This window comes from Synechococcus sp. CCAP 1479/9, assembly GCF_019038535.1.
Classification (GTDB): Bacteria; Cyanobacteriota; Cyanobacteriia; order PCC-6307; family Cyanobiaceae; genus Cyanobium.
Map to the genome: position 1 here is coordinate 150,800 of NZ_JAFKRK010000021.1, position 16,996 is coordinate 167,795.

Genomic DNA, 16,996 nt, shown 5'->3' on the forward strand with positions numbered 1-16,996 from the left:
GGGGGCCATGCTGGAGCCATGAACCCCTCCAAGTCGGCCTCCACCGCTGAGCCAGGCCACTGGGACCAGCGCTACCAGCAGGGCACGGACGCCTGGGAACTGGGCCGGCCCGCCCCGCCGTTGGAGCAGTTTCTGCGCAGCCATCCGCTGGCGCCCCGGCCGCCGGGGACGGTGCTGGTGCCGGGCTGCGGCCGCGGCCATGAGGCCGCCCTGCTGGAGCAGCTCGGCTTCTCTGCCATCGGCCTGGACTTCAGCGGCGAGGCGGTGGCCGAAGCGCGGGCGCGGCACGGTGACGACCGGCCCGGCCTGCGCTGGCTGCAGGCCGACCTGTTCGACCAGCAGGCCCTGGAGGCGGCGGGTCTGGCGCCCGGCAGCCTCAGCGGGGTCGTGGAGCACACCTGCTTCTGCGCCATCGATCCGGGCCGCCGCGAGGCCTACATCGCCACCGTCTGCCGGCTGCTGGCGCCGGGCGGCTGGCTGCTGGGGCTGTTCTGGTGCCACGGCAACCCGGGCGGTCCGCCCTGGGGCAGCGACCCCGAGGTGGTGGCCACCCAGCTGGGCCAGGCGGGCCTGGTGGCCGAGCTCTGGGAGCCGGCCAGCGGTTCGGTGGACCAGCGCCAGGACGAATGGCTGGGCCTGTGGCGCCGGAGCTCAGCCCCGGGCTGAGCCGAGCGACACCCGGTTCCAGGGCATCACGGCCAGCAGCCGGGCCATGCCGCAGAAGCCGGAGATGCCGGCAAAAGTGAGCCCGGCCCCCACGAAGCCGCTCAGCCAGATCCAGCCGGGGGCCACGGCCTGGGACAGGATCACCCCCAGCAGCACCAGGCTGCCGGCGACGATCTGCACCTGGCGCATCAGGGGCAGCGGCGCCCCCTTGAGCTGGCGCACCGGCAGGCCGGCCTGCTGCCAGGCGGGCAGGCCACCGAGCAGGTCGGCGACGGGGTGGGGATGGCCCTGACCGAGCAGCTGGGCGAGGCCCTTGCCGCTGCGGTTACCGCTCTGGCAGACCAGCACGAGCGGGCCGCGGGGCAGGTCGGCCTGGGCCAGGCGGGAGAGGGGCACGTTGAGGCTGCCGGCGATGTGGCCGGTGGCGAACTCCATCGGCTCGCGCACATCGATCACGGTGACCTCGCCGGCCGCCAGCCGTTCGGCCAGGTCGTGGGCGCCCAGGCGGCTGGGGGTGGTCATGGGTGTGCTGGTCATGGTCGTGGGGGTCATGGAGGGAGGAAGGGATGGGATGGAATTCACCTGGCAAGCGCTTCAGGCCTGGACGACCCCCTCCAGCGGGAAGCCCTCGGCGGCCCAGCGGCTCAGGCCGCCGTGGAGGTTGGCCACCTGGGTCCGGCCGGCCTTGAGCAGCTGCTGGGTGGCCAGGGCCGAGCGGCTGCCCGAATGGCAGACCACCACCAGCGGCCGATCGGCGGGAATCTCGCCGGAGCGGCTCTCCAGCTCCGGCAGGGGCACCAGCAGGCTGCCGGCCACGTGGCCGTCGGGCCCCTCGAATTCCTCGGCGGAGCGCACATCCAGCACCGTGACATCGCCGCGATGGGCGGCCACCCAGGCCGGGCTGAGTTCCGGCAGTCCGGCATAGCTGCGGGTCATGGGCGCCCAGGCGGGCGCGGCGCTGGCATCACGGGGTTTGCCGGAGCGCATGTTGCCGGGCAGGGCCTGGGCGATCCGGTGGGGGTGGGGCAGGCGCATGTTCTCCATGTGGCCCACGAAGTCCCGCTCGGTGGCGTTGCCGCCGAGGCGGGCGTTGAAGGCCTTCTCCTCGGTGACGGAGGTGACGCTGCGGCCGGTGTAGTCGTGCCCTGGGTAGAGCAGGCAGTGATCCGGCAGGGTCAGGATCTGTTCGGTGATCGAGGCCCAGAGGGTGTGGGCGTTGCCCTGCTGGAAGTCGCAGCGGCCGCAGCCGCGCACCAGCAGTGCGTCGCCGGTGAAGGCCATCGTGTGGTCGTCGAGGACGAAGGTGAGGCAGCCGTCGGTGTGGCCGGGGGTGGCGCGCACCTCCACATGGCGGCCGCCGAAGAGGACGCGGTCGCCCTGCTTCAGGGGGCGGGTGACGTTCTCGGCGCCGACGCAGGCGGCCAGGCCGATGGCGCAGCCGGTGGCCCCGTGCATCAGCCAGCTGCCGGTCACGTGGTCGGCATGGGCGTGGGTGTCGATCGCGGCCACCAGTTCGAGGCCCAGCTCCCGGATCAGGGAGAGGTCGCGGTCGTGCTGCTCGAAGACCGAATCGATCAGCAGGGCCCTGCGGCTGGCCACCTCCGCCAGCAGATAGGTGAAGGTGCCGGTGTCGGCGTCGAACAGCTGGCGGAACAGCAGCGGGGCTCCCCCGGCGGCGGCGGCGAGGCAGAGGGAGGGCGCGGGCGCAACGGCCATGGGTGCTCAGGCATCAAGTGCTATGAGCATAGCCGCATAGCTGCGAAAAGATCACAGGGGCGCTGGGGTCAGCAGCTTCTGGACGATGGCCACCCCGCTGAGCGCCTGCCAGCCGAACAGGACCAGCACGGTCCCATTGAGGGCAACGTGCAGGCCCCGGGCCCAGTCCTTGCCCTTCTGCAGGGAGTGTCCCAGGGAGGCGGTGGCGCCCACGAGCACGGCGACGGCCAGGCCGACGAACAGGTGGGGACCCAGGATCAGCTTGCCGTTCTTCAGGAACGTGGCTCCCATCCCACCGGCGGCCCCGAGCAGGGTGACAGCCAGGATCACCAGCCCGAGCCGGGCGTGCCGCTGGCCGTAGCGCAGCGGCAGCATCGCCTTGCGATCGTCCGGGCCCACCTTGCGGATCTGGCTGGCCTTGAGGCCGAGGAAACCCGAATAGAGCATCAGGCCCAGCAGCCCCCACATCAGCACGGGGTGGACGAAGTTGAGGGCGAAGGGCATGGCACCGGCGCAAGGGAGGGGATCCGCTCCGGCGGCATCCCCTTCACTCTTGGCAGGGGGTCCTGGGGTGATTCCGCTGCCAACCTGGAGATTGCCGGCGGCCGGAATCGGCTCTCAGGGCGCCAGCCGCTCGATGGTCCAGGCCGTGGCGCCCGCCTCCCCATTGGCCCCGCCCTCGGGCCGGTAGCGGAAGCGATCGTGCAGGCGGTTGCTGCGGCCCTGCCAGAACTCGAACTCGAACGGCACCACCCGCAGGCCGCCCCAGGCCGGCGGCAGCGGCACCTGGCCATCGGCGAAGCGGCGCTTCATGGCGTCCCACTGCATCTCCAGGATCGAGCGGGAGCCGATCACGGCGCTCTGCTGGGACACCCAGGCCCCCAGCCGGCTGCCGACGGGGCGCGAGAGGAAGTAGGCCAGCGATTCGGCGGCGCTGATCCGCTCGGCCCGGCCCAGGATGGCCACCTGCCGCTCCAGCCCGTACCAGGGAAACAGCAGGCTCACCTCCGGATGGGCGCCGATCTCGGTGGCCTTGCGGCTTTCGTAGTGGGTGAAGAAGACGAAGCCCCGTTCGTCGAAGGCCTTGAGCAGCACGGTGCGGGCGCTGGGGCGGCGGCCATCGCTGGTGCCCAGCACCATGGCGTTGGGCTCGTCCAGAGCGGCGGCCACCGCCTGATCGAACCAGCGCCGGAACTGCGCCACCGGATCGGCCGCCAGATCCCTCCGCCGCAGGTCCTGGCGCCGGTAGTCGCGGCGCAGCTGGGCGGGGTCGGTGGGGGGCACGCTCATTGACCTTCTGACTGATCGGCCTCGAAGCGCCAGAACGCCGCAGGGGCGAGGATCCTGCAGCCGGCATGCTCCTCGATGGCGAGGAGATCCTTGTCACCGGTGACGAGACAGCCACAGGCACCAGCCAGGGCCGTGGCCAGAATCCAGTCGTCGTCCGGATCGCGGCAGACGGGTGCAGCCAAAGGCACGGGCACAACGAGTTCCGCCGTCGCCGTCAGCAGCTGGGTTGCGGAGTCGATGACAGGCCATGGCACACGAAATTTGCCGGCCAGCTTGGAGCTGAACTCCTCAACAATGAAGGCGGAAATCACGATCTGATGGTGTTGCTGGGCATGCTCAAGCAGATCGTGGCAAGCGCCACGGGACAGGAAGGCGGCCAGCAGCACATTGGTGTCGAGCACCAGCCTCACGACATCAGGCGGAAGACGTCTTCATCGGTGAAGACCCCCTGGGCCTCGGCGTACGGACGCATGGTGGCCCGCAAGGCCCTGAAGCGGAGTGCCAGGAGGTAGGCCCGCAGGGCGTCGCGGACCAGATCGCTGCGAGAGATCCCCTCGGCGGCCGTGGCCTGGTCGAGCTCGTCCTTGAGATCCGCCGGCAGGCTGATGGAAATGCTTTCCCGCATGGAACACCTGCCACCTGTGCCAGATCCTGGCACAGGTGGACGGGAGGTCGGCTGGCGTGGACAGCCGCAGCAACACCGGCAGCGCTGCGAAGGGTTCCACCCACAAGAAGCTCAGCGCCGCAGAACGCCGTGAACGCCTGCAGGCCCTGCAGCAGGGCGACGACGGCGAGCTGAACTCGCAGAACATGTCCAGCCCCTTAATCGCCCAAACCCAAGGTGGAACGGCTCAGTGACGCCTGAGTGTGAGACACCGGTGGCACTTCCCTGTGCAGTCGCCCAAACCCCTTGGCCACCCGCGCCGTCTATTCGTTCACCGGTTTCCCCGGCGTGCCGGAGCGCCACCTCTATCTCCACCACGACGGCTACCCCACCGGCGCCGCCTGGCGTTTCGCCACGGCCCTGCGCCAACGGCCCGAGCCGGAGGCCTTTGCGGCGGCGTTCCTGGCCAGCCAGCCCGGCGCCGAACCCCTGGCCGCCCCTGCCCAGGCCGCCGATGCCGAGTACCGCTACCGGGTGCAGCTGCTGGCCGGAGGAGGCGCGCTGCAGGTGGCCTGCTGGCGGCGGCTGCCGGGCGGCACCACCTGGCAGCCCCGTTGCGGCCCGATGGCCCTGGAGCTTTTCATCCGGCGCTTCCTGCCAGGGGATCCGGTGTGAAGCGTCGGCAGGCCGCCAGCCGTACAGTAACGCGTACATGATGAAAGGTCTGCCGATGGACGCCATCACCTACACAGCGGCCCGCGCCAACCTGGCCCAGACGATGAACCGGGTTTGCGCCGACCATGAGCCGTTGATCATTACCCGCAATGGACAGAAATCCGTGGTGATGATGTCACTGGAGGACTTCAAAGCCCTCGAGGAAACCGCCTATCTGCTGCGGGTCCCTGAGAATGCCAGGCGTCTGCTGCAGGCGACGGCCAGCCTGGACGCGGGCCAGGGCCAGGAGCGGAGCCTCAGCGAATGAGGTTGATCTTCGCTGAGCAGGCCTGGGAGGATTACCTCCACTGGCAGGCCACCGACAAGGTCCTGCTCAAGCGCATCAACGCACTGATCAAGGAAGCGTCTCGGACGCCGTTTTCAGGCACCGGCAAGCCGGAAGCCCTGAAACACGCCCTCGCTGGCTACTGGTCACGCCGCATCAACGACGAGCACCGCATGGTCTACAAGGTTGACGGTGACGCTCTGCTGCTGGCCCAGCTTCGGTATCACTATTGACCCCGCTTCAGAAACCGCCGCACCTGGCCCGGCCAGTCCCCCGGCAGATCACCTGGCCGCAGGGTCGTGCTGGCCATCGAGACCAGCAGCGGCGTGCCCCCCAGCCGCAGGCTGTCGCCCACGTGCAGCACCACGGCCAGGCCGATCAGCAGCCAGGCCACCAGGTGCAGGCTGTAGGCCAGGTGGTGCAGCTGGCCGTCCCGCAGCCAGTCCTCCTGCATCAGCTTGCCCGTGGCCACCGCCAGCACCAGAGCCCCCAGGGCCATGGCGTTGGTGGCTCGCCGCAGGCGCGCCCGGCCCAGGGTGAGGGCGTAGGCGGCGAAGACCAGGCCCAGGGGCAGCAGCAGAAAGCCCGCCTGGCCGTGCAGGTCGATCCAGCTGCCGGGCGGGGTGAAGGGCAGCCGCCCCCAGCGGCCGTCGTAGCGGCTGTAGACGAACAGCCCGCTCAGCCAGGCGGCCAGCACCAGCACCGCCGTGACGCCATGGCTCAGCCGCAGCAGGGAGGGTTGGTAGGGGGGGCGCGCCATCGACTCAGCCGGCGAAGATCAATAGCGTGTCACGGCAAAAGGGCCCGGATCTCTCCGGGCCCGGCAGGGGCTCAGGGCGCCGATGGCTGGGCGGGGTTCAAAGCCCCACTAACCGATCGACGGTGCGCTGAGAGCCACGGGGGTGCTGGCGGCGGCCGCCAGATCGAGGGGGAAGTTGTGCACGTTGCGCTCGTGCATCGCCTCGATGCCCAGGCCGCCGCGGTTGAGGATGTCGGCCCAGGTGTCGACCACCCGGCCCTGGTGATCCAGGACCGAGTGGTTGAAGTTCAGCCCGTTGAGGTTGAACGAGAAGCTCACCACCGCCAGAGCCGCGAACCAGATCCCCACCACCGGCCAGGCGGCCAGGAGGAAGTGGAGGCTGCGGCTGTTGTTGAAGGAGGCGTACTGGAAGATCAGCCGGCCGAAATAGCCGTGGGCGGCCACGATGTTGTAGGTCTCCTCCTCCTGGCCGAACTTGTAGCCCCGGTTCTGGGACTCGGTCTCGGTGGTCTCCCGCACCAGGGAGCTGGTGACGAGTGAGCCGTGCATGGCGGAAAACAGGGCGCCGCCGAAGATCCCCACCACCCCGAGCATGTGGAAGGGGTGCATGAGCACGTTGTGCTCCGCCTGCAGCACCAGCATGAAGTTGAAGGTGCCGGAGATGCCCAGGGGCATGGCATCGGAGAAGGAGCCCTGGCCGATCGCATAGATCAGCAGCACGGCCGTGGCGGCGGCCACCGGGGCGGAGTAGGCCACGGCGATCCAGGGGCGCATCCCCAGGCGGTAGCTGAGCTCCCACTCCCGGCCCATCCAGCAGAAGATGCCGATCAGGAAGTGGAAGATGATCAGCTGGTAGGGGCCGCCGTTGTAGAGCCACTCGTCGAGGCTGGCGGCTTCCCAGATGGGGTAGAAGTGCAGGCCGATGGCGTTGCTCGAGGGCACGACGGCGGCGGTGATGATGTTGTTGCCGTAGAGCAGGCCGCCGGAGACGGGCTCGCGGATGCCGTCGATGTCGACGGGCGGGGCTCCGATGAAGGCGATCACGAAGCAGACGGTGGCCGTGAGCAGGGTGGGGATCATCAGCACGCCGAACCAGCCCACGTAGAGGCGGTTCTTGGTGCTGGTGACCCAGTTCTTGAAGCGATCCCAGGGATGGACCCCGGAACGCGACAGGGTGGTGAGAGTCATGGCAGGACATCCGAAGATGGACAGACCGGGAGCGACGGGCGGCGAGATCGCCTTGCGGCCATGCCGCTTGCCGCTGCCGGACGATAAAACGATAACGTTGAATGACCCCGTGGCGGGACTGCTCCCCATGCGTGCTTCTGCTCAACCTGTTCCGGGCTCCCCCGGCAGCGGCGCCCGGCCCTGGGCGGCGGCCCTGGCGGCCCTGCTGCTGGTGCTGCTGCTGACCCTGGCGCCTGGCCTGGCCCGGGCCGACGACGGCCAGCGCTGGAGCCTGCGCGACCGGGGCGACAACCGCTGGTCGATGAGGATCTTTGAGCAGCCCGATCCCGCCTACCCCAGTGGCGAGCGCCTGCGCCTCAGCGCCCTCACCCCGGGGATCGCCGTCGACCACAGCCGGCCCCTGCTGCTCAGCGACGGCGTCGGCGGCTCGTGGACCCTGGCCAACCGCAGCGAGGAGCTGGTGGCGGCCGGGGCCGGGGCCCTGCCGGAGAGCTCGGCCCAGTTCGACCTGGCCGACCTGCTGCCCCGCCCCAGCGACGCCCTGCCCCTGGTCCTCAGCCTGCCTCTGGCGGGAGAGGCGTCAGCGGAGCTGGTGCTGGGCCCGGAGGAGACCCTGGCCCTGCACGCCGCGTCCATTCCCGCGGCCACGGCTCAGGAGGGGTGAGATCTGGGGAGCACCGTGATCGAGCCGTTGTTCTCCAGGATGGCCAGGTGCACGTTGTCCACAGCGGTGCAGCCGGCCGATCGGATCGCCGCATCCAGTTCATTCCGGGTCAGCTGCGAGCGCCGGAGCACGTCGCCATAGACCCTGCCGTTGTGGACCAGCACCTGGGGTCGACCCTCCACGAACATCTCGATGGCTTTGCTGGAACTGGTCGCCGCCCCAACGAGATGGTTCAGGCCAATCAGCGTGACGGCGGAGATCAGACCTCCGACCAGCGAGTTGTCGCCGCCGTTCATGGAGTTCTGCACGGCATTCGACAGGATCAGCAGCAGCACCAGATCAAAGGTGGCGAGCTGGCCGACCTGGCGTTTCCCTGTCAGCCGCAGGAGCAACAGCAGAAAGAGATAGACAACGGCACCACGAAAGACGAATTCCCAGATGGGGATGGACAGATGCGCCATCTCATCGGCCGATGCGGATGCTGCGCAGCGAATCCATCAGGCCCAGGATGTTGAGGAGCCACACCACAACGGCGACCACCACCACAATGTTCAGGATGCGTTTGATCTTCCCGTCCATGGGGATGTAGTTGTTGACGAGCCACAGCAGAACCCCGACGACGATCAGGGTGATGATGAGCGAAATCAGCGACATGATGTGTTCTCCTGTGGGTTGCAACGGATACAAAAGCCAGGCTACGTCTCTATCGGTTCATGCACCTGGATGCTGCAGATCTGCCGCAGAATCGAATGTCGATCGTGGCGATGTCTCTGCCATTCCTAAACTCGTAGGCGCCCCTCTTTTCTGGTTGCCATGTCAGATTGTTTTGGGGACTATTTGCGCAGCATCGGCCGCATCCCCCTGCTCACGCCTGCCGAGGAATTGCACCTCGGCGCCCTGGTTCAGGACTGGCGCTCCCAGCCGGCCCCGGCCCCCCGCGAGGAACGGCGGGGGCGACGTGCCTTTGCCCGCATGGTGACGGGCAACCTGCGCCTGGTGGTGTCGCTCTGCAAGCAGCAGCACAACCGCATCCGCCAGATGCATCTGGATCCGATGGATGTGGTGCAGGCCGGCAACCTCGGCCTGATCCATGCGGTGGAGCGCTTCCTGCCGGAGCGCGGCTACCGGTTCTCCACCTACGGCTCCTGGTGGATCCGCCAGGCGGTGCACCGCCATCTCCAGGAAACGGCCGGTCTGATCCGGATCCCGCCCCAGATGGCGGCCCTGGCCCGCAAGGTGCATGCCCTGCGCCATGCCTCCCCGGATCCCCTGACGCTGGCCGCGATCGGCGTCCAGCTGGGGGAGAGCCCGAGACGGCTGGAGACCGTGCTTCAGGCTTCCCATGACCTGCAGACCCTCTCCCTCGACCAGACCCTGGGGAGCACTGACGGGGAGGTGAGTCTGACGGATCTGATCGGCGATCCCAGCGAGCCCGGCCTTCAGGACGATTACCTGTGGCTGCACCGTGCCCTGCTCCAGTTGACCCCTCTGGAGCGCCGGGTGTTGCGGCTTCGCTATGCAGGCGCCGATTCTCCGTCGCTGGCGAAGATCGGCGAGGGCATCGGACTGTCCAAGCACAAGGTGCAGCATGTGGAGCGCAAGGCCCTGCTGAAGCTGCGCCGATGTCTGGCCGAGGAACCCTGATCCGCGCGCCGAGGGCACGTCATACGGTCCGACCACTGATCAGTCGGGCCGCAATCACGATCAGGGCAACGACCAGAAGCAGATGGATCAGGCCGCCCAAGGTGTAGGACGTCACCAATCCGAGCAGCCAGAGAATCACCAGAATGACGGCGAGTGATTCCAGCATGGGGTCCTCCTTTCAATGGTGATGCGTTGGTGACGCGTCAGGGACGCGTGGGTGAATGGGCCGGTTACTTGATCTTGTCGGCCAGTTTGTCGGCGGCATCACTGGCCTTGCGGGCCGCGGACTTGGTGCCGTCCTTGACGGCTTCGGCCGTGTTCATGGCGGAGGCCTGAACCTGCTTGGCTTTGCCCTTGATCTGTTGGCCTGTGTCACCTGTGACTTCGCCATAGGCGGATTGCATCTTGCCTTCGGCTTCCTTGGCTTTGGCGGACATCTTGTCTGTCATGGCGGCGATGGTGATGGGGGTGAGAGAGGGGGCATGGCTGGCCATGGCCGTGGCTGGCCACTGGATCATCAGGGAGACAACCAGGGCGGCCATGGAGGCCAGCGACAACAGGCGTCTGCGGATGCGAAATCTCATCGGATCTTGCTTCGAGGTGGTCAACCCTTCTCTATTGAGCGCGGTGCCCCGCGAAGATTTCTTTTCTCCCCATCTGCGGCGGCAGGAGGCGGCATCCCTCACCTGTTGAGTGGTGCCAGGCTGTCTGGACGATGTAGCGATTCATGTCCTTTCTGCAGCACTCTGCGTCGTTTCTGCCATAAGCAGCCAGATCCACCCACAGGCCCCCATGAACACCACCCGCCTGGAGGCCTTCAGCGACGGTGTGCTGGCCATCGTCATCACGATCATGGTGCTGGAGATCAAGGTGCCCCACGACACCCAACCGGCGGCCCTGGTGCCCCTGATCCCCGTCTTCCTGAGCTATCTGCTGAGCTTCATCTATATCGGCATCTACTGGAACAACCACCACCACATGCTCCACACCCTGCAGCGCGTCAGCGGCCCGGTGCTGCTGGCCAACCTGCATCTGCTGTTCTGGTTGTCGCTGGTGCCCTTCGCCACCGGCTGGATGGGCCAGAACCATCGGGCGATCGCCCCTGCGTTCCTCTATGGCGCCGTGATGGTGATGGCGGCCATGGCCTATTTCATCCTTCAGGGCCGGATCATCGCCAGCCAGGGCCCCGACTCCCTGCTGCGCCGGGCCGTGGGCCGCGACTGGAAGGGGCACACATCCCTGAGCCTCTATCTGGTGGCGATGCTGGCCAGCCTGCTCTCTCCGGCCGTTGGCCAGGCCGTCTATGCGCTGGTGGCCCTGATGTGGCTGATCCCCGATCGCCGCATCGAGCGGGTGCTCTCCGACTAGGCGCTCCGGCCAATTAGGCGGCCTGGACGCTCACCAGCTCCTCGGCGGCGAAGGCTGCCGCCTGCTCCAGCAGGCGCCGTTCCTCCTCATCGGCCCGGGTGCAGGCGAAGCCGTAGCGGGCCCGCACCCGCTCGGAGGCCTGCCGCAGCGCCAGGGTGCCCTTGCTGCGCAGCTCCGCCACCGTCACGGTCTGGCCCGGGGCCAGGTGCTCAAGAATCACGGTGGACGGGGAATAGAGGCGGCTCCTGCCCCCATCCGGCCATTCCAGCGTCAGCTCCACTTCCGGCATGGCGCCCCCCACCACCCATTGGGATCATTGTGCGCCGGGGCCGCCCCGGCTGCGGTGGCGATCACGACAGCGCCCCGAAACCGGTGAGCGGCGCCTCACCGCGCCAGATCGTCTCCTGCCGGCCTTCCGCCTCCAGCACCAGCCGTCGCTCCGCCGTGAACGTGCCGATCCGCGCCAGCAGCAGGCCGCCGCAGGCGGCCACCCGCTCCGCCAGCCGGTTCTCCTGATCGGGCCGGGCGGCCAGCAGGAAGCCGAAGCTGGGGAAGCAGGTCAGCCAGGGCTCCAGCTCCACCCCATCGGGGGGCTGGATCGCCGCCAGATCCAGGCTCAGGCCGCAGCCGGCCGCCTCGCAGAACATGGCGGCGGTGCCCACCAGGCCGCCCATGCTGATGTCCTTGGCGGCGTGGACGCTGGCGTCGGCCGCCAGTTCTGCCATCAGGGCCAGCTGGCGCCGCAGCCGGGCGGGCTCGGCGTTGGTGGCCGCATCCCAGCAGAGGGAGGCGCCGCGGAAGCCGCCGTTGGGGTCGATCAGCAGGTGGCAGTGGTCGACGGGACGGGCGGCGCGGGCTGAGAGCACCGGGCCGGCGGCCGTGCCCAGCACCGCCACCGCCAGGGCGTCGTAGGGACTGTGCAGGTTGGTGTGGCCCCCCACCACCGGCACCCCGAACACCTCCGAGGCCCGGCGCAGGCCCGCCAGGACCTGTTCCGCCTGGGCGGGGCTGCGGCACCAGAGGCTGTTCACCACCGCGATCGGGGTGCCGCCCATGGCCGCGATGTCGCTGAGGTTCACCAGCACCCCGCACCAGCCGGCGAACCAGGGGTCGTTGGCCACCAGGGCCGGGTCGAGGCCCTCACTGGCCAGCAGCAGCGGCGTGGCCACCGCCGGCAGCAGGGCGGCGTCGTCGCCGAGGGCGGCGGCGGGCCCCAGGGCGGGAAAGGGCTGGTGGGGGAAGGTGGCCGCCGGGGACTGGATGTCGGTCTTGCCGGTGAGGCCGCTGAGCTGGCGCAACCGGGCGGCCAGGGCCGCCAGATCAGGACCCCGCGGCCCGGGGCGACTCACGCCGCCGCCGCCAGGGGGCGCCGTTCGTGGCCGGGCTGGTAGTAGGCGAGGTCGGCCTCCATCAGGTGGTGGGGCAGGCCGCGGATCTCCAGGGTGTCGATCGAGGTCCAGTGCAGGCGCTGGAAGAAGCGCACGTTCTGGAGCTGCACCGTGGCCAGGAAGCGGTCGCAGCCCCAGCCGTTGGCGGTGGTGACCGCCTTCCAGATCAGGCCCTTGCCGATCTGGTTGTGGCGGCGGTGCTCGCCATGCACCCCGAGCCGCCCGCCGTACCAGAGGCGGGGCCGTTCCTCCAGGATCCGCACCACCCCCACCACGCCGCTGCCGCTGCCGGCGCCGTGATCAAGGGCGGCGATCGGATAGGCGTGGCCATCCTTCTCGTCCCGGTCGGAGTCTTCGAACAGGTGCTGCTCCTGGCAGAAGATGGCGCTGCGCAACTGCCAGTAGCCCTCTTCCAGCGGCGTGCCGCCCCGCAGCAGATGGAAGGAGAAGCGCTGGGAGCTGGCCGTGGGCGAGAGGCGGAAGTCCTCGGCCTCGATCGCCACCCCCCGCCGCACCGAGGGGGTGAAGGCGGCCGGTGCCGAACTGGCGCTGCGGCCGATGTCGTGGCTGGAGGGGTCGATGAAGAACATGGCCGCGCTCAGGGGGTGCCTTCGAACAGGGACAGGGCCGAGCAGGCGCCGCACTTGGCGCAGCCGGCCGCCATGGCCTCGGACCTGAGGTCGGAGGCCCGCAACCGGTCGCCCACCGCCGTGTAGACGGCCACCATGAAGTCGGTGGAGGGGGCGGGATGGGCCTCCAGGGGGGTGCCGGCAATCGGCACGAAGGGCACCACGAACGGGTAGACGCCCAGGGCGATCAGCCGCTCACTCACGGCGATGAGGGAGGCGGCGCTGTCCCCCAGCCCGGCCAGCAGGTAGGTGGACACCTGGCCGCGGCCGAACACTGCCACGGCTTCGGCGAAGGCCTCCATGTAGCGCTCCAGCCCCAGCTCCGATTTGCCCGGCAGGATCCGCCGCCGCACCTCCTCCTCCACCACCTCCAGGTGCATGCCGAGGCTGTCGACGCCGGCGTCCTTCATGCGGCGATACCAGGCCGGGTCTTCGGGGGGCTCGCACTGGGCCTGGATCGGCAGGTCCACCCGGGCCTTGACGGCGGCGGCGGTCTCGGCCATCAGCCGGGCGCCCCGGTCGTCGCTGTTGGGGGTGCCGGTGGTGAGCACCAGCTGGCGCACGCCATCGAGGCGCACCGCCGCCTCGGCCACCTCCGCCACCTGGGCCGGCGTCTTTCGCACGAGGGTGCGGCCATCCTCCAGCGACTGCTCGATGGCGCAGAACTGGCACGACTGGCTCCGGTCGCGGAAGCGGATGCAGGTCTGCAGCAGGGTGGTGGCCAGCACGTCCCGGCCGTGCAGCAGGGCGATCGAGCGGTAGGGGATGCCTTCGGCGGTGGCCAGGCCGTAGAAGCGCGGCTCGGGCGGGGTCTCGACGGCCAGGGCCCCTGTTTCGCCGCCGGCCATCGCCGCCAGGCCGCTCACCTCCAGGCCGCCGCCGGCGGCGGTGTCCAGCCGGTAGGGCGAGGAGCCGGCCAGGGCGTTGTAGACGGGCACCATCACCGTGGTGCCGTCGATGCTGAGGGCGCGGTGGTCCGACGGGCCGGCACCGCCCCGGCGGCCGGGGTTGCCGGGCACGGCCGGGTCGACCACACCGTGCACCTGCAGTTCGGTGACCCGCCGGCCCAGGGCGCGGCGATCGTGCTCAGCCATGGTGCAGCTCCTCCAGCAGCGGCAGGCCCGGAGCCGTCTCGCCGGCAGTGCTGGCGGCGGCGGCGAATCCGTTCAGCCCCGTCTCGGGGGGCCGCTCATGCAGCTGGCGGGCGGGGCTGCGGTCGATCAGCAGTCCCAGCAGGTCGGGGCGGCTGTAGTGGCCGACGCTGTCCATCATGCGTTTGCGTTTGGTGATCAGGCTCAGGTCGAGTTCGGCGATGGCCAGCCCCTCGCCATCGGGCAGCGGCCCGGCCAGGTAGCGGCCCTCCGGGCTGATCACGGCCGTGTGGCAGCCCCCCTGGCAGGCCTTCTGCAGCACCGGATCGGGCGTGATCCGCTCGATGTCCTCCGGCTCCAGCCAGGCGGTGGAGGACACCACGAAGCAGCCGGCCTCGAGGGCGTGGTGGCGCAGGGTGACGGCGGTCTGCTCGGTGAAGATCGGCCCCACCAGCGAGCCGGGGAACTGGGCGCAGTGGATCTCCTCGCCCTGGGCCATCAGGCTGAAGCGGGCCAGGGGGTTGTAGTGCTCCCAGCAGGCCAGGGCGCCGATGCGCCCGAGGGCGGTGGGCACCACCTGCAGGCCGGCCCCGTCGCCCTGGCCCCACACCATCCGCTCGTGATACGTGGGGGTGAGCTTGCGGCGCTTCAGCACCAGCTCACCGGCCGCATCGATCAGCAGCTGGGCGTTGTAGAGGCTGCCCCCGTCGCGCTCGTTGATGCCCAGCAGCACGTGCAGGCCGAGCTGGCGGGCGGCGGCGGCGATCCGGCCCAGGGCCGGGCCGGGCACCGTCACCGCCTGTTCGTAGAGCTTCAGGTGCGACTTGCCCATCAGCACCGGCGGCTCCACGAAGGAGAAGTAGGGGTAGTAGGGCAGGAACGTCTCGGGGAAGACGATCAGCTCAACCCCGGCCGCGGCGGCCTCCTCCATGGCCGCCACCACCCGCGCCACAGATCCCTCCAGGCTGTAAAGCACCGGACGGATCTGGGCGGCGGCGACGGTGACCGTGGCGGGCATTCAGAGCGTCCAGGTGTCGAGGATGAAGGCGCCTTCCTTGCGGTGCAGCAGCACGATGTCGAGCACATCGAGGGGGTTGACCGGGATGATCCCGGGGATCAGGGCGCCTTCGCCGTGGCCGTAGAGGGCCTGGAGGGCGAAGCGGCAGGCATAGACCTTGCCGCCCTGGTCCATGAACTTCTGGATGCGGGCGCCGAAGTTGAGGTGACCGTCGAAGGCGGCATCACCGAGCTTGGGGAAGCCCCGCTGCAGCCCCAGGGTCACGCCCGGGCCGTAGAGCAGGATCGAGGTCTCGAAGCCCTTGTTGATCAGGCGGCTGGCCTGCAGCAGGTTCACCAGGCCGATGGAGCCTTCGAAGGCCACGGTGTGGAAGGTGACCAGGGCCTTCTCCCCGGGTTCGGCTTTGACGTCGGGAAAGACCTTCTCCTCGTAGTCGACGAGGAATTCACCCGTCTGGTTGGCGGGACGGCTGACCTGGGGCATGGGGACGTGCGGTCGGTGGGATCGGCATGGGGGACCGTGCCACGGATGAACTTTTGTTCTGTGTCGCCGATGCCACCGAATGCCGCCTCCCGCCGATAGCAGGGGACGGGGCGATCCGTGCCGGTCGTTACAGGAGGTATCGCCAGCGGCGGCCAGCATCGGCTTTCGTTCAGGCGCCGGGGTTGCTGTGGCAAGGGGTTCGGAGTCGGTGCAGCGGCAAGCGGTGGTGGTGGTGGGGGGCGGCCAGGCGGGCCTGTCGATCGCCCACTGCCTGCAGAAGCGCGGGGTGCGGCCCCTGGTGCTGGAGCGCCACCGCATCGGCCATGCCTGGGCCCGCCAGCGCTGGGAGTCCTTCTGCCTGGTGACGCCCAACTGGCAGTGCCGCCTGCCCGATTTCCCCTACGACGGCGACGACCCCGAGGGCTTCATGGGGCGCGAGGAGATCGTCCGCTACGTGCAGCGCTTCGCCGACCACATCCAGGTGCCCGTGCGCGAGGGCGTCGCCGTGAACCGCCTGCAGGCCAGCGGCACCGGGTTCCTGCTCTCCACCGATGAGGGCCCCATCGAGGCGGAGCAGGTGGTGATCGCCACCGGCGGCTACCACCGCCCCAAGCGCCACCCCCTCGCCGCCCGGCTGCCGGAGGGGATCCTGCAGATCGATGCCCGCGACTACGACAGCCCCGCCACCCTCCCCCCCGGACCGGTGCTGGTGGTGGGCAGCGGCCAGTCGGGCTGCCAGATCGCCGAAGACCTGCACCTGGCCGGCCGCCGGGTGCACCTGAGCGTCGGCAGCGCCCCCCGCTCCCCCCGCCGCTATCGCGGCCGCGACGTGGTCGACTGGCTCGATCGCATGGGCTACTACGCCATGCCGATCGACCAGCACGCCGATCCCAGGGCGGTGCGGGGCAAGACCAACCACTACCTCACCGGCCGCGACGGCGGCCGGGAGATCGACCTGCGCCGCCGGGCCCTCGAGGGGATGGTGCTGCACGGCCGCCTGGCCGACCTCGGCCACGACCGCATCCAGTTCGCCGCCGATCTGGCCGCCAACCTCGACGGGGCCGATGCCGTGCACAGCCGCATCTGCCGCAGCATCGACGACCACATCGCCAAAGAGGGCCTCGACGCTCCGGAGGAAGCCCCCTACGTCCCCTGCTGGACGCCGCCCCCCGGTGCGCCGGAGCCCCTCGACCTGGCCGCTGAGCCGCTGGCGGCGGTGATCTGGTGCACGGGCTACAGCCCGGATTTCTCCTGGGTGGAGGTGCCCGTGTTCGACGGCGCCGGCCATCCGGTCCACGAGCGGGGTCTCACCCGGGTGCCGGGGTTTTACGTCCTGGGCCTGCCCTGGCTGCACACCTGGGGCTCGGCCCGCTTCTGCGGCGTCGCTGACGACGCCGAATACCTGGCCGAAGCGATCCGCCTGCGGGCCTCGCACCGGGCCGCCAGCCAGGAGCGGCTGGAGTGCACTGCCCTGCTGGGCACCTGAG

The 16,996-nt window shown here is 69.6% G+C and carries 27 protein-coding genes; 9 read left to right on the forward strand and 18 right to left on the reverse strand.

Annotation, left to right across the window (positions count from 1 at the left end; all coding sequences use genetic code 11):
• Window positions 1-18: 18 nt before the first annotated feature.
• On the forward strand, window positions 19-666 hold the full coding sequence (locus KUG38_RS08260; RefSeq protein ID WP_216920550.1) for a methyltransferase domain-containing protein: 648 nt from the start codon (window positions 19-21) through the stop codon (window positions 664-666).
• On the opposite strand, the gene KUG38_RS08265 is transcribed toward KUG38_RS08260, so the two are convergent.
• The 6 genes from KUG38_RS08265 to KUG38_RS08290 form a co-directional block, all read right to left on the reverse strand.
• A complete protein-coding gene (locus KUG38_RS08265; RefSeq protein WP_216920551.1) occupies window positions 652-1,203 on the reverse strand; it encodes a rhodanese-like domain-containing protein in 552 nt (183 codons plus the stop codon). The two genes, KUG38_RS08260 and KUG38_RS08265, sit on opposite strands and share 15 nt — an antisense overlap.
• Before the next feature lie 57 nt (window positions 1,204-1,260).
• Window positions 1,261-2,382, reverse strand: a complete 1,122-nt coding sequence (locus KUG38_RS08270) for a rhodanese-like domain-containing protein (RefSeq protein WP_216920553.1) — start codon at window positions 2,380-2,382, stop codon at window positions 1,261-1,263.
• A 51-nt stretch (window positions 2,383-2,433) separates the two neighbouring features.
• Window positions 2,434-2,886 carry a DUF4079 domain-containing protein gene (locus KUG38_RS08275; RefSeq protein ID WP_216920555.1) on the reverse strand — a complete coding sequence of 151 codons (453 nt, stop codon included), beginning with the start codon at window positions 2,884-2,886 and terminating at the stop codon, window positions 2,434-2,436.
• A 114-nt stretch (window positions 2,887-3,000) separates the two neighbouring features.
• Window positions 3,001-3,672: a pyridoxamine 5'-phosphate oxidase gene (gene pdxH, locus KUG38_RS08280; protein WP_216920557.1), complete on the reverse strand. Its 672-nt coding sequence runs from the start codon at window positions 3,670-3,672 to the stop codon at window positions 3,001-3,003.
• The gene (locus tag KUG38_RS08285) at window positions 3,669-4,082 is read right to left on the reverse strand and encodes a putative toxin-antitoxin system toxin component, PIN family (protein WP_216920559.1); all 414 of its coding nucleotides are present in this window, start codon (window positions 4,080-4,082) and stop codon (window positions 3,669-3,671) included. Before KUG38_RS08285 ends, pdxH begins: the two co-directional genes overlap by 4 nt.
• On the reverse strand, window positions 4,079-4,297 hold the full coding sequence (locus KUG38_RS08290; protein WP_216920561.1) for a CopG family ribbon-helix-helix protein: 219 nt from the start codon (window positions 4,295-4,297) through the stop codon (window positions 4,079-4,081). The genes KUG38_RS08285 and KUG38_RS08290 overlap by 4 nt, the downstream gene beginning before the upstream one ends.
• 56 nt (window positions 4,298-4,353) lie before the next feature.
• Between KUG38_RS08290 and KUG38_RS08295 the strand changes: the two genes are divergently transcribed.
• Genes KUG38_RS08295 through KUG38_RS08310 form a run of 4 tightly spaced genes read left to right on the forward strand, consistent with a single transcriptional unit; the run spans window position 4,354 to window position 5,509 of the window.
• Window positions 4,354-4,530 carry a hypothetical protein gene (locus KUG38_RS08295; RefSeq protein ID WP_216920563.1) on the forward strand — a complete coding sequence of 59 codons (177 nt, stop codon included), beginning with the start codon at window positions 4,354-4,356 and terminating at the stop codon, window positions 4,528-4,530.
• Window positions 4,531-4,582: 52 nt separating this feature from the next.
• Window positions 4,583-4,951, forward strand: a complete 369-nt coding sequence (locus KUG38_RS08300; protein WP_216920564.1) for a hypothetical protein — start codon at window positions 4,583-4,585, stop codon at window positions 4,949-4,951.
• Between the two features lie 40 nt (window positions 4,952-4,991).
• Window positions 4,992-5,258, forward strand: a complete 267-nt coding sequence (locus tag KUG38_RS08305; RefSeq protein ID WP_286195788.1) for a type II toxin-antitoxin system Phd/YefM family antitoxin — start codon at window positions 4,992-4,994, stop codon at window positions 5,256-5,258.
• On the forward strand, window positions 5,255-5,509 hold the full coding sequence (locus tag KUG38_RS08310) for a Txe/YoeB family addiction module toxin (RefSeq protein ID WP_216914013.1): 255 nt from the start codon (window positions 5,255-5,257) through the stop codon (window positions 5,507-5,509). The genes KUG38_RS08305 and KUG38_RS08310 overlap by 4 nt, the downstream gene beginning before the upstream one ends.
• On the opposite strand, the gene KUG38_RS08315 is transcribed toward KUG38_RS08310, so the two are convergent.
• Together KUG38_RS08315 and psbA are read right to left on the reverse strand one after the other, a co-directional pair.
• Complete coding sequence (locus tag KUG38_RS08315; RefSeq protein ID WP_216920567.1) at window positions 5,503-6,036, reverse strand: cytochrome b/b6 domain-containing protein; 534 nt, start codon at window positions 6,034-6,036, stop codon at window positions 5,503-5,505. The genes KUG38_RS08310 and KUG38_RS08315 overlap by 7 nt on opposite strands.
• A 108-nt stretch (window positions 6,037-6,144) precedes the next feature.
• Window positions 6,145-7,224, reverse strand: a complete 1,080-nt coding sequence (psbA, locus tag KUG38_RS08320) for a photosystem II q(b) protein (RefSeq protein ID WP_216920569.1) — start codon at window positions 7,222-7,224, stop codon at window positions 6,145-6,147.
• A gap of 127 nt (window positions 7,225-7,351) precedes the next feature.
• Here psbA and KUG38_RS08325 point away from each other — a divergent pair, with 127 nt between their 5' ends.
• Window positions 7,352-7,888 carry a DUF3122 domain-containing protein gene (locus KUG38_RS08325; RefSeq protein WP_216920571.1) on the forward strand — a complete coding sequence of 179 codons (537 nt, stop codon included), beginning with the start codon at window positions 7,352-7,354 and terminating at the stop codon, window positions 7,886-7,888.
• Here KUG38_RS08325 and KUG38_RS08330 read toward each other — a convergent pair.
• Entirely contained in the window at window positions 7,876-8,223 is a 348-nt protein-coding gene (locus tag KUG38_RS08330; RefSeq protein ID WP_353617753.1) for a DUF421 domain-containing protein, read from the reverse strand. The genes KUG38_RS08325 and KUG38_RS08330 overlap by 13 nt on opposite strands.
• Before the next feature lie 127 nt (window positions 8,224-8,350).
• A complete protein-coding gene (locus KUG38_RS08335) occupies window positions 8,351-8,542 on the reverse strand; it encodes a Thivi_2564 family membrane protein (protein WP_216920574.1) in 192 nt (63 codons plus the stop codon).
• Window positions 8,543-8,725: 183 nt separating this feature from the next.
• On the opposite strand from KUG38_RS08335, the gene KUG38_RS08340 reads away from it, so the two are divergent.
• Complete coding sequence (locus tag KUG38_RS08340) at window positions 8,726-9,532, forward strand: sigma-70 family RNA polymerase sigma factor (protein WP_216920576.1); 807 nt, start codon at window positions 8,726-8,728, stop codon at window positions 9,530-9,532.
• 19 nt (window positions 9,533-9,551) lie between these two features.
• Here the strand turns inward: KUG38_RS08340 and KUG38_RS08345 are convergent, their stop codons facing one another.
• Both KUG38_RS08345 and KUG38_RS16925 read right to left on the reverse strand, forming a co-directional pair.
• Entirely contained in the window at window positions 9,552-9,698 is a 147-nt protein-coding gene (locus tag KUG38_RS08345) for a lmo0937 family membrane protein (protein ID WP_216920578.1), read from the reverse strand.
• A gap of 64 nt (window positions 9,699-9,762) precedes the next feature.
• Window positions 9,763-10,140: a CsbD family protein gene (locus KUG38_RS16925; RefSeq protein ID WP_286195789.1), complete on the reverse strand. Its 378-nt coding sequence runs from the start codon at window positions 10,138-10,140 to the stop codon at window positions 9,763-9,765.
• Between the two features lie 184 nt (window positions 10,141-10,324).
• Here KUG38_RS16925 and KUG38_RS08355 point away from each other — a divergent pair, with 184 nt between their 5' ends.
• Entirely contained in the window at window positions 10,325-10,900 is a 576-nt protein-coding gene (locus KUG38_RS08355; protein ID WP_216920580.1) for a TMEM175 family protein, read from the forward strand.
• Window positions 10,901-10,913: 13 nt separating this feature from the next.
• Here KUG38_RS08355 and KUG38_RS08360 read toward each other — a convergent pair whose 3' ends face one another.
• The 6 genes from KUG38_RS08360 to KUG38_RS08385 form a co-directional block, all read right to left on the reverse strand.
• Complete coding sequence (locus tag KUG38_RS08360) at window positions 10,914-11,189, reverse strand: MSMEG_0570 family nitrogen starvation response protein (protein ID WP_216920582.1); 276 nt, start codon at window positions 11,187-11,189, stop codon at window positions 10,914-10,916.
• Between the two features lie 61 nt (window positions 11,190-11,250).
• Complete coding sequence (locus KUG38_RS08365; RefSeq protein WP_216920584.1) at window positions 11,251-12,249, reverse strand: sll0787 family AIR synthase-like protein; 999 nt, start codon at window positions 12,247-12,249, stop codon at window positions 11,251-11,253.
• Complete coding sequence (locus tag KUG38_RS08370; RefSeq protein ID WP_216920586.1) at window positions 12,246-12,878, reverse strand: MSMEG_0567/Sll0786 family nitrogen starvation N-acetyltransferase; 633 nt, start codon at window positions 12,876-12,878, stop codon at window positions 12,246-12,248. Before KUG38_RS08370 ends, KUG38_RS08365 begins: the two co-directional genes overlap by 4 nt.
• A gap of 8 nt (window positions 12,879-12,886) precedes the next feature.
• Window positions 12,887-14,011: an MSMEG_0568 family radical SAM protein gene (locus KUG38_RS08375; protein WP_216920587.1), complete on the reverse strand. Its 1,125-nt coding sequence runs from the start codon at window positions 14,009-14,011 to the stop codon at window positions 12,887-12,889.
• Window positions 14,004-15,026 (reverse strand): Nit6803 family nitrilase, encoded by a 1,023-nt coding sequence (locus KUG38_RS08380; protein ID WP_216920589.1) that lies wholly within the window; start codon window positions 15,024-15,026, stop codon window positions 14,004-14,006. Before KUG38_RS08380 ends, KUG38_RS08375 begins: the two co-directional genes overlap by 8 nt.
• On the reverse strand, window positions 15,027-15,509 hold the full coding sequence (locus KUG38_RS08385) for an MSMEG_0572/Sll0783 family nitrogen starvation response protein (RefSeq protein ID WP_035833359.1): 483 nt from the start codon (window positions 15,507-15,509) through the stop codon (window positions 15,027-15,029).
• A gap of 187 nt (window positions 15,510-15,696) precedes the next feature.
• Here KUG38_RS08385 and KUG38_RS08390 point away from each other — a divergent pair, with 187 nt between their 5' ends.
• Complete coding sequence (locus KUG38_RS08390; protein WP_216920591.1) at window positions 15,697-16,995, forward strand: MSMEG_0569 family flavin-dependent oxidoreductase; 1,299 nt, start codon at window positions 15,697-15,699, stop codon at window positions 16,993-16,995.
• Window position 16,996 lies beyond the last annotated feature (1 nt).

What these genes read in the sequence shown, in the direction of transcription:
- KUG38_RS08260 (WP_216920550.1), top strand. Translation starts at nt 19, where the DNA reads ATGAACCCCTCCAAGTCGGCCTCCACCGCTGAGCCAGGCCACTGGGAC.
- KUG38_RS08265 (WP_216920551.1), bottom strand. Translation starts at nt 1,203, where the DNA reads ATGACCAGCACACCCATGACCACCCCCAGCCGCCTGGGCGCCCACGAC.
- KUG38_RS08270 (WP_216920553.1), bottom strand. Translation starts at nt 2,382, where the DNA reads ATGGCCGTTGCGCCCGCGCCCTCCCTCTGCCTCGCCGCCGCCGCCGGG.
- KUG38_RS08275 (WP_216920555.1), bottom strand. Translation starts at nt 2,886, where the DNA reads ATGCCCTTCGCCCTCAACTTCGTCCACCCCGTGCTGATGTGGGGGCTG.
- pdxH (WP_216920557.1), bottom strand. Translation starts at nt 3,672, where the DNA reads ATGAGCGTGCCCCCCACCGACCCCGCCCAGCTGCGCCGCGACTACCGG.
- KUG38_RS08290 (WP_216920561.1), bottom strand. Translation starts at nt 4,297, where the DNA reads ATGCGGGAAAGCATTTCCATCAGCCTGCCGGCGGATCTCAAGGACGAG.
- KUG38_RS08305 (WP_286195788.1), top strand. Translation starts at nt 4,992, where the DNA reads ATGAAAGGTCTGCCGATGGACGCCATCACCTACACAGCGGCCCGCGCC.
- KUG38_RS08310 (WP_216914013.1), top strand. Translation starts at nt 5,255, where the DNA reads ATGAGGTTGATCTTCGCTGAGCAGGCCTGGGAGGATTACCTCCACTGG.
- KUG38_RS08315 (WP_216920567.1), bottom strand. Translation starts at nt 6,036, where the DNA reads ATGGCGCGCCCCCCCTACCAACCCTCCCTGCTGCGGCTGAGCCATGGC.
- psbA (WP_216920569.1), bottom strand. Translation starts at nt 7,224, where the DNA reads ATGACTCTCACCACCCTGTCGCGTTCCGGGGTCCATCCCTGGGATCGC.
- KUG38_RS08325 (WP_216920571.1), top strand. Translation starts at nt 7,352, where the DNA reads ATGCGTGCTTCTGCTCAACCTGTTCCGGGCTCCCCCGGCAGCGGCGCC.
- KUG38_RS08335 (WP_216920574.1), bottom strand. Translation starts at nt 8,542, where the DNA reads ATGTCGCTGATTTCGCTCATCATCACCCTGATCGTCGTCGGGGTTCTG.
- KUG38_RS08345 (WP_216920578.1), bottom strand. Translation starts at nt 9,698, where the DNA reads ATGCTGGAATCACTCGCCGTCATTCTGGTGATTCTCTGGCTGCTCGGA.
- KUG38_RS08355 (WP_216920580.1), top strand. Translation starts at nt 10,325, where the DNA reads ATGAACACCACCCGCCTGGAGGCCTTCAGCGACGGTGTGCTGGCCATC.
- KUG38_RS08360 (WP_216920582.1), bottom strand. Translation starts at nt 11,189, where the DNA reads ATGCCGGAAGTGGAGCTGACGCTGGAATGGCCGGATGGGGGCAGGAGC.
- KUG38_RS08370 (WP_216920586.1), bottom strand. Translation starts at nt 12,878, where the DNA reads ATGTTCTTCATCGACCCCTCCAGCCACGACATCGGCCGCAGCGCCAGT.
- KUG38_RS08375 (WP_216920587.1), bottom strand. Translation starts at nt 14,011, where the DNA reads ATGGCTGAGCACGATCGCCGCGCCCTGGGCCGGCGGGTCACCGAACTG.
- KUG38_RS08380 (WP_216920589.1), bottom strand. Translation starts at nt 15,026, where the DNA reads ATGCCCGCCACGGTCACCGTCGCCGCCGCCCAGATCCGTCCGGTGCTT.
- KUG38_RS08385 (WP_035833359.1), bottom strand. Translation starts at nt 15,509, where the DNA reads ATGCCCCAGGTCAGCCGTCCCGCCAACCAGACGGGTGAATTCCTCGTC.